The following is a 15139-nucleotide window of genomic DNA, read 5'->3' on the forward strand; positions in this document are numbered from 1 at the left end:
GAATTGCCTGCGCGATGCCCGGTCACTAGAAAGGCACCGTTGCGAGGCGCGGTGCTGCCAGCCCTTCGCCTCGCCCAGCCAGAGGGAGTACTCGATGAAAGCGATGACTTATGCGTGCTACGGCGAACCTGACGTCATGCAGCTCAGCGATGAGCCGATGCCCAAAGTGGCGCCCGGTGAGGTGCTGATCCGCGTGCGCCGCGCCGCTGTGAATCCGGTGGACTGGAAATTGATGGCCGGCAAGCTGGATGCGGTGATGCCCACCTTCTTCCCGGTGATCCCCGGCTGGGATGTGGCAGGGACGGTCGAAGCGGTCGGCTTCGACGTGCCCGAATTCGCCGTCGGCGACCCGGTGCTCGCCTACGCTCGCAAGGATTATGTCCAAGGTGGCACCTACGCCGAATTCGTCAGCGTCCCGGCCCGTTCGGTCGCGCGCAAGCCCGAGGCGCTGGGCTGGGACGAAGCCGGCGGCTTGCCGCTGGCCGGCCTGACGGCCTATCAGTTGCTGACGCGTCTGGGCATCGGCCGCGGCGACACCGTGCTGATTCATGCGGCCTCGGGCGGTGTCGGCGTGATGGGTGCGCAGATCGCTCGTAACCTGGGCGGCCGCGTGATCGGCACGGCGTCGAAGAAGAACCACGACTTTCTCGGCGCGCTTGGTATCGAGCCGGTCGAGTATGGCGATGGGCTGGCCGAGCGCGTGCGTGAGTTGGTGCCCGAAGGCGTCGATGTGGTCGCCGACTTTATCGGCGGCGTGCTGCCGGTCACCCAGGCGGTGTTGCGTGAAGGTGGCCGGCACGCCTCGATCGTCGATGACTCAGTGCAGCAGGCCGGTGGTCACTACATCTGGGTGCGCCCCAGCGGTAGCGATTTGCAGGTGCTGGCTGACATGGCAGCAGAAGGGCGGCTGGATGTGCCCGTCGCCGAACGCTTCCCGCTCGAGCGCGCCGCCGAGGCCATGCGCCTGAACCAGACCGGGCACGTACGCGGCAAGGTCATCCTGCGGATCGCTGACTGACGGGCTCAGCGCAGCCCGGCGACGATGTCGAACGCGTGATGGCGGTCGGCGGTTTCGTAGAAGTCGCAGGTAAAGATCAGCTCGTCGGCGCCGGTCTGCTCGAGCAGGACGTCCAGTCGCGCGCGGATCTTCGCAGGACCGCCGATCAAGGCCATACCTAGAAAACTTCCAACCGCATCCTGTTCGTGCGGCAGCCATTTGCCTTGCATGCTTCTGACCGGCGGCACCAGCACCAGGCTTTGCCCGCGTATCAGCGCCAGAATGCGCTGGTACGCCGTGGTGGCCAGGTACTCAGCCTGCTCGTCGGTATCGGCCGCCATCAACGGCACGCCAAGCAACACATAGGGTTTGTCGAGCACCTCGGACGGCCGGAAGTTGTCGCGGTATAGGCGAATCGCTTCGTGCACATAGCGCGGCGCGAAATGCGAGGCGAAGGCGTAGGGTAAGCCCTTCGCAGCGGCTAGCTGGGCGCTGAACAGGCTGGAGCCAAGCAGCCAGAGCGGCACATTGCTGCCGACACCCGGCATGGCAATCACGCGCTGGTTAGGCTGGCGCGGGCCAAGTAGCAGTTGCAGCTCCTCGACGTCCGCGGGGAAATCATCGGCGCTGCCCATGCGGTCGCGGCGCAACGCATGCGCCGTGAACTGGTCGGCGCCCGGCGCGCGGCCGAGGCCCAGTTCGATACGGCCCGGATAGAGCGCTTCGAGCGTGCCGAATTGTTCGGCGATCACCAAGGGCGCGTGGTTGGGCAGCATCACGCCGCCCGCGCCCAGGCGAATCCGCGACGTGCCGGAGGCCAGGTAGCCTATGAGCACGGAGGTCGCCGCGCTGGCAATGCCGTCCATGTTGTGATGCTCGGCGACCCAAAAACGCTCGAAGCCGAGCTGTTCGACATGTTGTGCCAGCGCCAGCGAGTTGCGCAGGGCAAGCCCGGCGTCGCCGTCGTCTCGGATGGGCGCAAGGTCCAGTGCGGAGAACCGCACCTGTTCGATAGGGGACATCTTCTACCTCTCTGCTGACGCGCCGCGCGGCGCGTCACTTAGTAACAGTGCTCGGCCTCTGCGTCGGCCACAACGTTGCGGTCTTCGTCGCGCAACCAGCCCTGCGGTGTGAAGCCCAGGGACCGGGCTTCGAACACATAACGCCGCCCGGGCTGGAAGTCGTCGTAACGAATGACCAAGGTACAGCGCAGGTACTGGGTCTCGCCGAACTGCCCAAGTCCGCCACTGCTGATTTCGAATTCGTAGCGGGCCTCGAGTTCATGCGCACCGGGATCGACCTGGAAGTAGCGCCCGTCGGGCGTGCGTTTGTCGTCCAGGCGATCGGACATGAAGATGTCGCTTGGTTGCGCACGCAGGTCAACCCAGGCCATGCCGGGGTCGGGCGCGGGTAGGGGGCTGGCGCAGCCGGACAGGCCGAGCGCCAGGCATAACGGCAAGGGCAGTCGCATGTTCAATCCTCCGAGCCGGGCTGAGCGCCAGGCCATGAGCCGTCGAGCCTGAGCCAGACAGCGCGGATTTTCAACGCCTGCCCGTTATTCCGCAGTGAGCGCGCCGTTCAGCGGGTCGCGACGCCACCGCAGCCGCGTTCGGTTGCTTTGGCCAGCAACTGGTCGTGCTGATCATAGAGCCGTGCCCAGGGGCGGAAGCCGTAGCCGCCGGCAACCAGCCGGTAGCGCATGCCGGCGTTGAAACGGTCGTAATCGAGCGTCAGGCGGCAGTCACGCTCCAGCGCGTCGCTGTCGCGGCCGACGTCGGCTGGAGCGACTTCGAAACGGTAGCGCATGCCGAGCTGGTGGCTGCCGGGTGTGACTTGAAAATAGCGGTGGTCATCGAGCGGCTTCTGGTCGACCGCCACGGCCTTCAGTTCGGTCTCGCCGTTGGGGGCCAGTTCAACCCAGGCCTGACTGGGGTCGTGCTTGGGCATCCACAGGGCGCAACCGCTTAGGCTGGTGAGCGCAAGCGCAACAAGCAGGATTCGCATGGCTGTCTCTCCGATCGGCAGCGGGGTCTGGCTGGCGATGAGGCGATGTCGTGGTTGGGTGGGCTTCGTTGTCGTTGTAGGCTCGGCACACTGCCCGCGAAGGGCCCGTATGCCAGGCGTTTCATGTCGAAGCCGACTCGTTACAAGCTCAAAAGCGCCCCAGTCGACAACCGTAGCCTACGTTGGGTTCCCCTGGTGTTGGCGGTGGCGCTGAGTGGTTGCAGCACCTATTACGGGCAGCTCGTTGCCGGCCAGCTGACGTTGCTGAGCCAGCGTGAATCCGTCGAGGCGATTATCGAGAGCCCGCGGACCGAGCCGGCCCTGCGCCAGCGCCTGGCCCAGGCACAGCAAGCCAGACGCTTCGCCAGCCAAGCGCTGGGCCTGCCGGACAACGGCAGTTACCGCGTCTATGCCGATATCGGGCGGCCCTATGTGGTGTGGAACGTATTCGCCACGCCGGAGTTTGCCGTGGCGCCACTGACGCACTGTTTTCCGATTGCCGGTTGTGTGGCGTATCGCGGTTATTACCAGCAGGGTCGCGCCCGGGGCGAGGCGGCGCGGCTCGGGTTGGAGGGGTATGACACCCACGTTGCCGGCGTGCAGGCCTACTCCACGTTGGGCTGGTTCGACGACCCGCTGCTTAGCTCCATGTTGCGCTGGAGCGATGATCGTCTCGCCGGGCTGATCTTCCACGAACTGGCCCATCAGCGCCTGTATGTGGCCGACGACACCGCGTTCAACGAGTCCTTCGCGTCTTTCGTCGAGCACGAGGGGCTGCGCCAGTGGCAGGCCCGGCGCGGCGTGGCGCCGGCACGACCTGGGCAGCCCCACCACTACGCCGACTTCAGCCAGCTGATGCTGGAGACGCGTGAACGACTGGCCGTGCTGTACGCCTCGGGCCTTGGCGCTGACCGGATGCGCACCGCCAAGGCAGCCGAATTCACCCGCCTGCGCCAGGCCTATCGACAGCTGCGCGACGCGCAGTGGCAAGGCGACACGCGCTTTGATCGTTGGATGGCCCAACCACTGAATAACGCCAGTCTGGTGCCCTTCGGTTTGTATGACCGGTGGGTGCCAGCGTTCGCTGCGCTGTTCGAGCAGGCCGGTGGCGATTGGCCGCGCTTCTACGAGGCGGTCGAAGCGCTCGGCCGCCTGCGTGCCGACGAGCGGAGCCGGCGGTTGGACGCGCTGATGTAAGGCGTCGTCGCCGCTTCGCTTGGCGCTATGTCCGGCAAGGCATCGCGGCGTTTTCCGTTCCGCTCGATAACGCCATGTTCGGCGGGGTTGGAGGCGGCCGCTCGTCGTGATATCGGCTTTTCGCGCCGTTTAACACGGAATTGTTTCGCCCCTGGTTCCGTCCATTTTCTAGGCAGTCAGCCTTGCTGACCCGTGATTAGCGCCTACGTGGCCCCTCAGGCTGCCGTACGCCGAACCTAGAAAAAGCCGTTCCAACGGAGGCTACATGGATAACCTATCGGGCATTCTCGATAACAAGGGCACGCCCCTCGACAAGCAGAAATTCACCTGGAAGGAGATGGCGGGCAAGCCCATCAGCAAGCTCGACGATGACGCCTTCACCCGGGTACGCATCATCCTTATGAACGGTATCGAGACCGATGCGCTGCGGCTGAAGCATGGCATCGCGCGCATTACCGGCCAGCTACGCGGGCCGCTCGCCGAGATTCGTCGGGTCGAGCAACACCAGGCAACGATGATCAATTGGCTGATCTCTGCCGATCACTCGCCGCTCGAAACCACGGTCGCCTATGAGCAGGTGGCCATCGAGGTCACTGCTGCGGTCGCCCAGACTGAACCCGATCCCTACCAGGCGCAGACGTATCGCTTCGGCCTGCTGGAAGACTTCGACCACCTGTATCGCTACTCGGCCATGCTCGACCGCCTCGAAGGCAAGGATGCCAACAACATCCTGCAGGGCTACACCGATATCGTCCCGGGCCGGCAGACGTCTGAGCACCATCGCCATCCTGAAAACGACCTGCGTGAAAGCTATGAAAAAGAACAGGCGGCGCTGATTACCAAGATTCATGCAGCAATGATCACGGCGGCCGAGTTCCAGACCCACGATTACTACATGAACATCGGCCCGTTGTTCGCCGATCCGCTGGCGCGGCAGCTCTACGCCGAGATTGCCTCTGTCGAAGAGCAGCACGTGACCCAGTACGGTTCACTGGCCGACCCGCTCGAGTCCTTCATAGAAAAGTGGCTGGTTCACGAGGCGATGGAGGTCTATGCCTATGCCAGCTGCGCCGAGCAGGAGACGAACCCGCGCATCAAGGCGATGTGGGAGCGCTTCCTCGATTACGAATTGGGCCATCTGAACATGGCCTGCGAGTACTTCAAGAAGATCGAACGCCGCGACCCGGCGGAGATCTTGGGAGGCCCGCTGCCAAAGATGATCGAGTTCAAGAGCCAGCGCGACTTCGTTCGCCAGGTCTTGGCTGCAGAAGTCAACCTTCGCACTAGCGGCACTCAGTACGTCGACAAGAGCCAAGAGCCGCAGAACTCCCTGGACTACCGCGCCCAACTCAACTCCGAAGGTGTCGCGTCGAACATCGTCTCGGCGGGCTACCAATGGGCGCCAGGTGGCGAACTGATGAAGATGCGCAAGGCTTCTTGAGGAGAACAGGACATGGCAACTTCCGCAAAACTCGGTACCAACTTCACTGGCGTGCAAATGTCTCCGAAGGACACCAAGCGCCTGCTCGATGCCGTCAACGAGATCCATCCAGACGTTCCTGGCGATTCCAAGGGCATGATGCTCGAGCGCTCGACGCGTGCCGAGGAAGCTGATCGCATTGGCTCGGTTCCTGTACCTGGGTCGGCCAAGGGCATGATCAAGTCGACGTTCGATATGGCGCTGGGCAAAAGCCCTGAGCTACTTGTCGACAAGCTAGGCGAGCGCCTGGCCTTCGAGCGCAGCGGTGTTCGGCTGTATGACGCCATGATCGCCAAGGCGAAGGCGCTCGAGACCGCCGGCTCCGATCTGGTTCAGGTACTGCAGCACATCCGCGACGAAGAGTTCGAGCACATGCACATGGTGGCCGAAGCGATCGAGACGCTCGGGGCTGACCCAACCGCGCAGACGCCCTGCGCGGATATCGTTGCGGTCAAATCGATGGGCGTCATGCAGGTGCTCACCGACCCACGTACGAACATTTCCCAGGGCATCAATGCGCTGCTCACCCTTGAGCTTGAAGACAATGCCGCCTGGGAATTGTTGATCGAACTGGCCGAAGCAGGCGGTCACCCCCGGATTGCAAAGGGCTTTCACAAGGCCAAAGAGCAGGAGGACGACCATCTGGTCAAGATCAAGACCTTGCTGCGGCGGGATCTAATCAGCCAAGTGAAGTGACACCGCGTGCGCTTCATCCTTTAGCGTGCCTCAGGGCACGCTTTTTTTTTGCGCATGGTTCTGCTTTAGGAAGCGCCCGCGAGTTACCGCAGCGCGCCGTTGCGCTCCAAGCGATAGGTGCTGATCGCCTCGTACACCGCCTTGCGCAATCGATTGATCCCGCCGATGGGGCGATGGGCTGGCAACGCATGCCAGGGGTTGAACGAGAGGTTGTCACAGGCGAGGTTCTGTTCGGGGCTGTCGAAGTCCTGAGCCGGCAGGCGGATGTCGGCAACTGTTTCAAATGGCGAAATCGCCTCGTCCCATTCGATGCTGGTGTCTTCGATCGGCATGTAGTGTTCGGGTTTCTGCCGTTGTACTTGCAGTTCGAAGCAGGCCGGTACGCGGTCTAGCGAGAGTTGTCGATAAAGCGCGCTGCGTAGAAAGTTCGGTAGGTCGCGGTTCTGCTCCGGCAGTGCGTAGGTCGGGCAGCGCTCGGGTGCCGGAATCACGCGGTACTTGATGTTCAGGTCGCCCAGCTTGTAGGGCGCGACCGAGCTGTAGGTAGTCGCGACCGGGCTCTCTGGTGCTGGGGCGAGGGTCTGCAGGGCGATGAACAAGTGGCGCAGTTGCCACGTCCTTGGATCGGCGCTGGGAAAGAACGCCATGGCCTTCTTGCCCTCGGCCTGCGCGGCAAAGTTGCTGCGGTACTCGGCGACGTCACTCACGAAGAAAACCGGGTGATTGAACATGACAAAGTCCTGTTCGCCGGCATGCCGCGGGTCGCGTGTGAGTTTTTCGCCAGGTACGTCGAGCAGCTTGATCGCCATGCCTCGAGCATCCTTGATGCGATCGAATTGCGGGTAGGCGTTGCCGTTGGAAAGCCTGACCCAGGCGCTCCATGCCTTGCCTGGATCACTGAACACGCCTTGCCTAAGCTCGGGTTCGAGGCGCTGACGCACGCTAACCTCGGCGCGCACGCAGCCGTGCGCCTTGGCATGGGCGTCACGCAGTACGCGGGTGTTCTCGCTGTGCTGCTCGACCACGGCGACCGCGTTTTCGATGATCGCCTGGGTGTCGGCGGCCTCGGTGGGCGCGATGACCTCTTCGCTCGAAACCGGACCGCTGTGCTTCACGTGGAACACCACTGCGCCGATCGCCCAGCCAGCTAGCCCAATGACAACCACCATGATTATCAGCTTGGCCAGAACGCGGCCAAGCCAGAGCCAGAACCTTTTAAGCATGTGCATATCCTTTGCGTTGGCTACGGGCAGCTAGGCCCTGGGTTGTGAGGTCGCGGTGGAATATCGGCTAACCGCGGTTCAAAGCGGGCGTCGCCCAGCACCTTGAGGTACTCGACCAGCGCCCAGCGCTCCTCGGGTGCGAGTGCTCGGCCGATGACGCCGTGTCCGCGGCAGCCGGCGCGGAATTCGTGCCCGCGGTTGCTGTTGCCGGTGATCGTCGTATCGAGCAGGAAGCCGCCTTTGAACGGCTCGGTTCGTATGCCGACGTGCTGCGGGTCGTATTCGCGGTTGCCAGCCCAGAACGTGACCTGTCGCTCGGCCACGGGCGACAGCAGCTGGAACAGCGTCGGCACCGAGCCGTTATGCAGGAAAGGAGGCGTCGCCCAGATGCCCTCGAGCGGACGCGCCTTGTAGCCACGAATCTCCTGCACACCGATCGGTAGTCCAAAGCCATCGAACTCGGCCCGTTCTTCCGGGGTGATACCGGCATTCTGGTAGGCGCGGTTCTGAACGTACGCGGTGAGGTAGGCGAGGCCTTTGGCGCTGGATACTTGCGTCAGATCCAGCGGGCCGGCTGACCGTCCGTACAGCTTGACGTCGAGCCGTGCCAGCTCGTCGGGCGTCCAGCCGAGGCGGGACAGGTCAAAGCGATGGTCAGCGATGTTGTCAGCCGTGGTCGGGTCGGTACCGACAACCGTGGTCGGGATGACGGGCATCTTCCATTCCGGGTCCCGGCCGGGAGCGAAGCGTTTGTCGACCGGCTTGGGTTTGGCCGCATGACAGTGGGCGCAGTTCTCGCGGTACAACGCACGGCCGCGGCTCGCCTGTTCCAAGTCGATCGAGCCCAGCAGCTCTTCGGGCCAACGCGGGGGTGCGAGCCGCATCAGCGTTGTTTCCAGGGTATGCAGGTCGCGTACGCGCACGCCTGATGCGTAGCGCTCATGTTCCGGCACTGGCTGCCCGTTTTCACGGAGCAGCTGCAGACGCGCACCAACGCCCAGCGCCTCGCCAATATTCCGCGCCATCGGCTGCATGGCCGAGCCGTTCCATTGCACCCAGTCGAATTTCCAAATGTCCCAGACCTGCGGATAGCTGACCGGGGCGTTGGCGATGCGGTAGTTGGCCGTGTCCAGCGCATCGCCGAAGGCCGTGTTAGCGATACGGCCAAACGCATCGGTTCGACCAAAGCCTTCCTCGGTCGGGTACAGGCCCCGGTGCCAGTCGTTGTAGGCCGTCCCCAGCAGTCGGTCCAGTACCTGCTTGAAGTCGCGGCGCAGCTGCGCGCGCGCCGGCTCGTCGTGCTCACCCAGTACCGCGTGGGCGAAACGGCTGAACTTGAAGGGGTTGTAATAGGTGAAGGCCATGCTCATGCCGAGCGCCTGACCGAACGAACCTCCACGTAAGGTCGGCACCGTCGAGGCCAGCGAGTGCATCGCCGCACCGCCGTCGATGCGGATTGCCTGGCCTTGGTAACGAAGCTCACCGGTGTGGCAAGCCGCGCAACTGACGTCCAGGTAGGCCCGTCCGCTTTCGTCGTCTTCGTGCCGAGCGAAGCCAACCGGCAGGTTGCCAGGGTTCAGCGCCGTGGCGCGTTGCGCAGGGTCGACCAGAAAGCCGAAGCGGGCGAGGTAGGCGGGTGTCGCGAACCTGTCCTCATTGAAGGGCAACTCCAGAGCGGTAAACCAGTCGTACTCCAACCCTTTAACTTGCGTGCCTTGGGGCGTGTAGTAATAGGTCTGCCGGTCCGCCTCGCTCCATTGATCAAGGTAGCGAAGCCCTTTGGGTGCCTCGTATTCCGGAAGGTTCGGAAAGGCCACGAAATACAACCCGACCCCTATGGCCACTACGGCCATCATCAGCAGCCCGAGTAGGGCGCGTCGCAGCAATCGCATCTGTACGTCCTTGTAGCGTCATGGCGAATGCGCGTTTATGGCAGGGTTGAGCAGCGATGGCAATGAGACATTGTTGGTTTCGGTGACACGTTACCGTGAGTGCTGTCTCGGACAGCTATTCAAGATCAAGCAAACTTCCTTTCACAGAAGTTGAAATGCATGGGAGATAAGTTAGGTAGTTAGAGTTTTTCTTAACTAATATGCCGTGCTTGGGCTCTTGAATACCAGCAACTCTATTAACGCTGGATACTACGGCGTACGTATAGTCGACATTAGCAAAACTAATAGAGTTGGTCAGTTCGCTGTCAGACACGTTGCCTATTGAGATTACTACCTCGTCTAATGGTTTTTTAATTCTAGCTCTGGCGGATGGTTAGGTCGTCCGAAAGTATAAGTAATCGTATTGTCTTGCTTATGTAGTTCGATGAGCTTGTTAGATTCCATTGTGCAGCTGAAGAGAAGCTTAGGCTCTTCGATAGTCTTTGCCGCTAGGGTGGACGAGAAAGCTAAAGTCAAGGCCAACATAATTTTGTAAATGGAGTTTGTTTAGACATTATTCACGCTGCATTTTTTCAGCACGTTATTTTCTTGATCAACAAAATCCGGCTCATTTATCCATTCTTGTGAATTCGATATTTTGTTGTAAAAACCAAGCCACTTAATTTTTGCAGACCTATCTGAAATCATTTGCATCTCAGCAATTGGTATTGCCCTAGAAAAGCTATCCCAGTCTAGCGACATCCCACCAAATCCTAAATCAGTAGGCTCGATTAACTTTATAACCAATTTTTTTTTGCTAAATTTTCCAGTGGCATGTATGTAGATTTGGTTCGCATTAACCTCCATTGTTATGTCTTCCTTGCTAGCAATTGAGATCCAGCCACTTTCGTCACAGTTTAGTGCCCATTTCCCTGAAAGGTCACTTTCTTTTAATGGTTCGTTCTCGCTGCCATGTCCTAAGGATGATAGGCAGAGAACACCCACAGCCAATAAGCAACTGGGCGTAAATATAGACATAATGGTCAATATCCAAACTCCTCTAGAAACCCTGATTTTATATGTAAGTCTGTTTCACCTAGCTTTTCTTCCTTGAGGAATTTTTCATAATTCCCAAGAGCCTCCTCCATGGTTTCTATAGGCTGCCCATATCTGCTGGGAGGTAAGCTAGCCCATATCCAACTACAGCTCTCTATGGCTTCTTTTATTTTGTCGTCCACGATCATTTTCAGAGCATTTCCCTTAGTGGCATATCTAAGCAATACGACCCCGAACCTATCTTGGGATTCTGGGGAAAAATCTTGTATCCTCAGTCTGCTCCTTGTCTTTATATAGTTGGCGTCACTCCATGTATACCCCATTACTTGATATGCCCCTGCTGCCGAAGAAACATATCCTCCAGTTTTTATTTTAATTTGTGGGTGGTCAGAAAAATCTTTCCCATGATCCTTAATGAAAGATGAACCACCGAATAATCTTTCATAGCCGCGAGGGCCAACAGTTCCCTCTCCGACCCTAATCATTCTCATAAATGCACGGACTCTTAGCTCTTTAAGAGAAATCTTTGTAGGGTGAGTAAATGCAGCCGATAGCCACATAGGCTGAAAATGCCAAGCGCTCCCGTCCGCACTGATTCCACCCTTACCCTTCAAACTCTCCCACCAACTCAACTGCTCAATACGCGCCTTTTCGCTTTCCCAATTCTGGTTCGGATCAACATACGGGATATGCCCCATCAACGGATCCAGTTCATCCCACTTATCGGCCTTCCAGAACCACTCGCTCTCATAATGAGTAACCAGTTGCGCGATGGATTGTGCATGCCAGGGTTTTGCCAAGGCGCTACGGATCTCGGTAGCAGTAAGCTTGTTGTCGCGATTGGTGTCGATTATGTCGCAGAGCCTTTTCTTAACTGGCCCCTGATCTTCCTGGCTGACCATGGCGCGGTAATTCGCGCGCTCCTCATCGGTAAGTCGACGCAAGGCATCGTAAAGGTAGGCGGCTTTGCCAATCGGGCGGCCGGTTTCCTTGATGAAGTCGTAGCCCACCCATTCCCAGGGGCTATGGCGAGTGGTGATGGGCTCCCGTTCTGCCAGCCAGCCACTGATAGGATTACCGCTGCTATCAGCGAGCAGGTTGTTCAGTCTCCACCAGCGGGTCACCGCGGGCTTGGTACTGCCTGGCACAGTCGTACTAACTTGCAGTTTGTGGTCGGCTGGTAGTGCGTCCAACAAGCTTTGTGGAATGATCAGGTCGACGCCAACGGTTGCTCCCGCATCGCTGGCCTTCGGCGGGTTGTTGGCGTTGATGTCCTCGCGGTGTGAGATGAGTTTGCTAGCCCCCTTGTAGACCTTCAGGAGGGTTTTTTGTTGATTGGGCAAGCCTGCAGCCCATGCCCGGCTTTGGGCGATGAAAGCGGGTACGTCTTCACAACTGAGAACCTCCAGATGCAGGAGTGGTTTGGCACCCCCTTCATCGTGATTCTGGTACTGGCCAAGGTGCCCAATCAGCTCGCCAGCCTTGATCGGATAGGGCTTGGGCAATACATGCACTTGATCCAATACGGGTTCCGAGCGAGTGGCTTCGAGCGAGCCAAAATGCACGAAGCCTTTTATGTTGTGCGTGCTATCGGCCGACAGCGGCACTACGTCATGCCCTTCGATGATTTGCTGTAGTTCCCGATAGGCTGCTGTTCCAGCCTTGAGCGAAAACTTTGCTCCAACAGGGAGCAAGCCGGTTTTCGGATCGCTACTTTTGCCGTTACCCGTTTTTCTTACATTCAGGCCTTTTTGTGGGGCAAGGCTCGGCTCCTCATCATCGGCATCGTCTGCGACCCGAAAGGTATCTGGTTCACCCGCTACGGCTTGCATTTCCTTGATGAAGACCCACGACTCTGCGCCTGTGAGCGCGGGTATGGCGCAGCCTTCCACGATGCTCAGTAACTTGCGCCAGTTGGAAGAGTCGGTGCCTGGAGCGACCTTCACCTTGGTACCTTTGGGTAGCAAGGCAGTGACTGCGCCATTCTTGGGGGCTGCACGTACTCGCAAGCCGCGCACGCTATCGACAGCCTTATCGGGCTTCACGCTGTATAGCGTGTCCCCCATGAAGCCAGGGGCTGTAGGTGCTCCTGTCTTGCTGTAGCTGTCCCAGTCCAGCAGGTGCATGTAGAGGCTGAAAAAGGTCAAGGAGGGGGACGGTACAGGCGTCACGCCTTCCTTCGGCGGCAACGCTGGCGCCTCCAGGCGATGTTTGACCAAGACAAAACAGCGCGAGAATGGGGCCGAGAAGGTGGTTTTCGCTGAGTTGAGGTAGAGGCTTTTGGGATAGCTTTTGTCAATTCGATAGGCGATCACCTCGCCATCGGCAATGCAGCACACTTGGGATTGATCGAATACCACCGCTGTCTTGTCGTCGAAATGAATGCCGCCATGCCACTGGCCATTCTTGCCGATGGGGTAGTAGCCACCGCCCGCCTTGGCCATCGCGGTCAGATGTTGAATGGGATTGAGATTTTCCTCCTTGGGCTTGAAGGGAAAGCTCCAGTTGTTAACTTTGGTCGTGTCGCTCATGTCTACCGATCCTTGATTGTTTACTTCCTAAGCCATCAGCCCGAGAAGTTGAACATTCGTTTGGGCTGCTTGGGTTCTGAGGACTCATTCGCCAACGCCTGCTCCAACAAACTCCCCGCCTTGTCGCTATCCGCCTCGCCCGGCAACACTGGCGGTTTGATCTTGATCCCCGATCCCTTACCCGGCGCGCCGCCGGCGTTGATTTTCACCAGCGGGCCAGAGACTGTGATGCCGCCCGGATCAAGCTTGATGAAGCTGCCGCCGGCCTTGAGGGTCAGTTCGATGCCGGCTTCGATGACCATCTTCTGGCCGGCCTTGAGGTGAATCTCGCGGCCGGCCTTGGTCAGCTGCGCGGCCCCAAGCTTGATGTGCTGGTTTTGGCCGACGGTGAGGTGGTCGTCGGGTTTGATTTCTACCTTGCGATCGCCGCTTACGCTCAGGTGTTCCTCGGCCTTGAGCTCGCTGTAGCTGTTAGCTTCCACGGTGTCGTGGCGCTCATGGCCGACGCGGATCTTCTGGTCGTGCTCGATGGTTTCGTCCCAGTCCCGCTGGGCGTGGATGTATATCTGCTCAGCGCCCTTGCGATCCTCGATGCGCAGTTCGTTGTAGCCGCCCCCGCCGGGGCTCGACAGTGTCTTGAAAACGCTACGGGTCTTGTTTGCCGGCAGGTCGTAGGGGACCTGATGTTCGGCATGGTAGAGGCAGCCAGTCACCAAGGGCTGGTCGGGGTCAGCTTCGAGAAACGTAACCAGTACTTCCATACCGACGCGCGGGATGGCGATACCGCCGTAGCGGTCGCCGGCCCAGCTTGAGCTGACGCGCAGCCAGCAGCTTGTCTTGTCGTCGGCCTGGCCTTCACGGTCCCAGAAGAACTGGACCTTTACGCGGCCGTACTCGTCGCAGTGGATATCTTCCCCCGCAGGGCCGGTGACGACGGCAGTTTGAGCGCCAAGCGCGCGAGGCTTCGGGTGGTTCAGGGCGGGCCGATAGGCGACATCCCAGGGCGTGGCGGTGAACTGGTTACGGTAGCCTTGGGTAAAACCGTCATGTGACGTGACGTCGCTTGTTACCGACTCTTCCAGCACCTGCGGCTGTTTGCCTTCGTGTATCACCTCGTTCAGCAACCAAAGGTCGTTCCATTCCTGCCGAGGGTGGTCGGAGATTTCCAGAAGGTGACCGCTGACGAGCGTGGGCTGGTCGCTTCGGCCTTCGGCCAGTCGATAGTCGGCACGATGACGCTCCAGGGCGCGCTGGGAAAGATGCTTACCACGGGCGCGATCCGTGAAACGGCCGGGATAGTCGTAGTCTTCCAGGTCCGGTCGTGGCGTGGCCGTTTGATCTGTGCCCTTGTGGCCGGCCTCCATCACCAGACGCGGCTGCTCGAAGTCGTAATCGCGTCGGCTCACTCGGTTGGTACGAGTCTCCAAGCGAACTGCGAAGCGCTTGATCACCGGCTCGTCGGCGACTAGCCCGCTGTCCTGCACATACGCGGTGGGCTGGCCAAGTTTGGGGAAGCTCGTCTGGTCATCACCGAACACCAGTACATGACCCTGCGGGCTGTGCTCGAAGTGATAGTGGATGCCTTCTTCTTCGCATAAGCGCTGGACGAAGTGCAGGTCGGTTTCGTCGTACTGGGTGCAGTAGTCGCGCTCGGGATAGACCACCGGGCCGAGCTGGAAGCGATAGGCGTTCGCCTGGATGCCGTGGCGTTCTAGCACCTGGGCGATGATCTGCGGCACGGTCAGGTGCTGAAAGATGCGCTGATCGGTACGGTGCGTGAGGTAGGCAAGCTGCGGAACGAGGGTCACCCGGTAGCGCGTCAGGCGCTTCCCTGAATCGCCTTGCGCAACGCGGTGAATCAATCCATGAATGCCGTTGCCTGCAGGCGAGAGCTCAAGGAAGGCTGGCTGATACAGCAGGCTCTGCAGATCCAGATCGGGGCGCTCGCTGACCAACTCCAGGTCGAAGCGGTAAGGCTGGCTGATGGCCTCGCGACCGGTAAAGGCAAGCACCTGCAGGTCATGCTCGATACCTTCGATCGTGAGGCTGAAATGGGTGTCATTGGCCGTGTTGAACATGGCGCT

At 59.9% G+C, this 15139-nt stretch carries 12 protein-coding genes; 4 read left to right on the forward strand and 8 right to left on the reverse strand.

Annotated elements, in window-relative coordinates:
• The first annotated feature begins 94 nt into the window (after positions 1 to 94).
• On the forward strand, positions 95 to 1018 hold the full coding sequence (locus M1D78_RS00315) for an NADP-dependent oxidoreductase (RefSeq protein WP_437421934.1): 924 nt from the start codon (positions 95 to 97) through the stop codon (positions 1016 to 1018).
• 5 nt (positions 1019 to 1023) lie between these two features.
• Here M1D78_RS00315 and M1D78_RS00320 read toward each other — a convergent pair whose 3' ends face one another.
• The 3 genes from M1D78_RS00320 to M1D78_RS00330 form a co-directional block, all read right to left on the reverse strand.
• On the reverse strand, positions 1024 to 2019 hold the full coding sequence (locus M1D78_RS00320) for an LLM class flavin-dependent oxidoreductase (RefSeq protein ID WP_437421935.1): 996 nt from the start codon (positions 2017 to 2019) through the stop codon (positions 1024 to 1026).
• Between the two features lie 38 nt (positions 2020 to 2057).
• Complete coding sequence (locus tag M1D78_RS00325; protein WP_437421936.1) at positions 2058 to 2468, reverse strand: PA0061/PA0062 family lipoprotein; 411 nt, start codon at positions 2466 to 2468, stop codon at positions 2058 to 2060.
• Positions 2469 to 2575: 107 nt separating this feature from the next.
• Complete coding sequence (locus tag M1D78_RS00330; RefSeq protein WP_437421937.1) at positions 2576 to 3001, reverse strand: PA0061/PA0062 family lipoprotein; 426 nt, start codon at positions 2999 to 3001, stop codon at positions 2576 to 2578.
• Positions 3002 to 3124: 123 nt separating this feature from the next.
• Between M1D78_RS00330 and M1D78_RS00335 the strand changes: the two genes are divergently transcribed.
• The 3 genes from M1D78_RS00335 to M1D78_RS00345 all read left to right on the forward strand — a co-directional run bounded on the left by M1D78_RS00335 (position 3125) and on the right by M1D78_RS00345 (position 6374).
• Positions 3125 to 4198, forward strand: a complete 1074-nt coding sequence (locus M1D78_RS00335; protein WP_437421938.1) for an aminopeptidase — start codon at positions 3125 to 3127, stop codon at positions 4196 to 4198.
• A 265-nt stretch (positions 4199 to 4463) separates the two neighbouring features.
• Positions 4464 to 5639: a hypothetical protein gene (locus tag M1D78_RS00340; protein WP_437421939.1), complete on the forward strand. Its 1176-nt coding sequence runs from the start codon at positions 4464 to 4466 to the stop codon at positions 5637 to 5639.
• A gap of 12 nt (positions 5640 to 5651) precedes the next feature.
• Positions 5652 to 6374: a ferritin-like domain-containing protein gene (locus tag M1D78_RS00345; RefSeq protein WP_437421940.1), complete on the forward strand. Its 723-nt coding sequence runs from the start codon at positions 5652 to 5654 to the stop codon at positions 6372 to 6374.
• Between the two features lie 83 nt (positions 6375 to 6457).
• On the opposite strand, the gene M1D78_RS00350 is transcribed toward M1D78_RS00345, so the two are convergent.
• The 5 genes from M1D78_RS00350 to tssI all read right to left on the reverse strand — a co-directional run bounded on the left by M1D78_RS00350 (position 6458) and on the right by tssI (position 15133).
• Positions 6458 to 7597 (reverse strand): catalase family protein, encoded by a 1140-nt coding sequence (locus M1D78_RS00350; protein ID WP_437421941.1) that lies wholly within the window; start codon positions 7595 to 7597, stop codon positions 6458 to 6460.
• 20 nt (positions 7598 to 7617) lie between these two features.
• Positions 7618 to 9489, reverse strand: a complete 1872-nt coding sequence (locus M1D78_RS00355; RefSeq protein WP_437421942.1) for a di-heme-cytochrome C peroxidase — start codon at positions 9487 to 9489, stop codon at positions 7618 to 7620.
• Positions 9490 to 10035: 546 nt separating this feature from the next.
• Positions 10036 to 10515: a hypothetical protein gene (locus M1D78_RS00360; protein ID WP_437421943.1), complete on the reverse strand. Its 480-nt coding sequence runs from the start codon at positions 10513 to 10515 to the stop codon at positions 10036 to 10038.
• Positions 10512 to 13055 carry a glycoside hydrolase family 24 protein gene (locus tag M1D78_RS00365; RefSeq protein WP_437421944.1) on the reverse strand — a complete coding sequence of 848 codons (2544 nt, stop codon included), beginning with the start codon at positions 13053 to 13055 and terminating at the stop codon, positions 10512 to 10514. Before M1D78_RS00365 ends, M1D78_RS00360 begins: the two co-directional genes overlap by 4 nt.
• A gap of 35 nt (positions 13056 to 13090) precedes the next feature.
• The gene (gene tssI, locus M1D78_RS00370) at positions 13091 to 15133 is read right to left on the reverse strand and encodes a type VI secretion system Vgr family protein (protein WP_437421945.1); all 2043 of its coding nucleotides are present in this window, start codon (positions 15131 to 15133) and stop codon (positions 13091 to 13093) included.
• Positions 15134 to 15139: the final 6 nt, after the last annotated feature.

The organism is Pseudomonas sp. SA195, assembly GCF_054131565.1.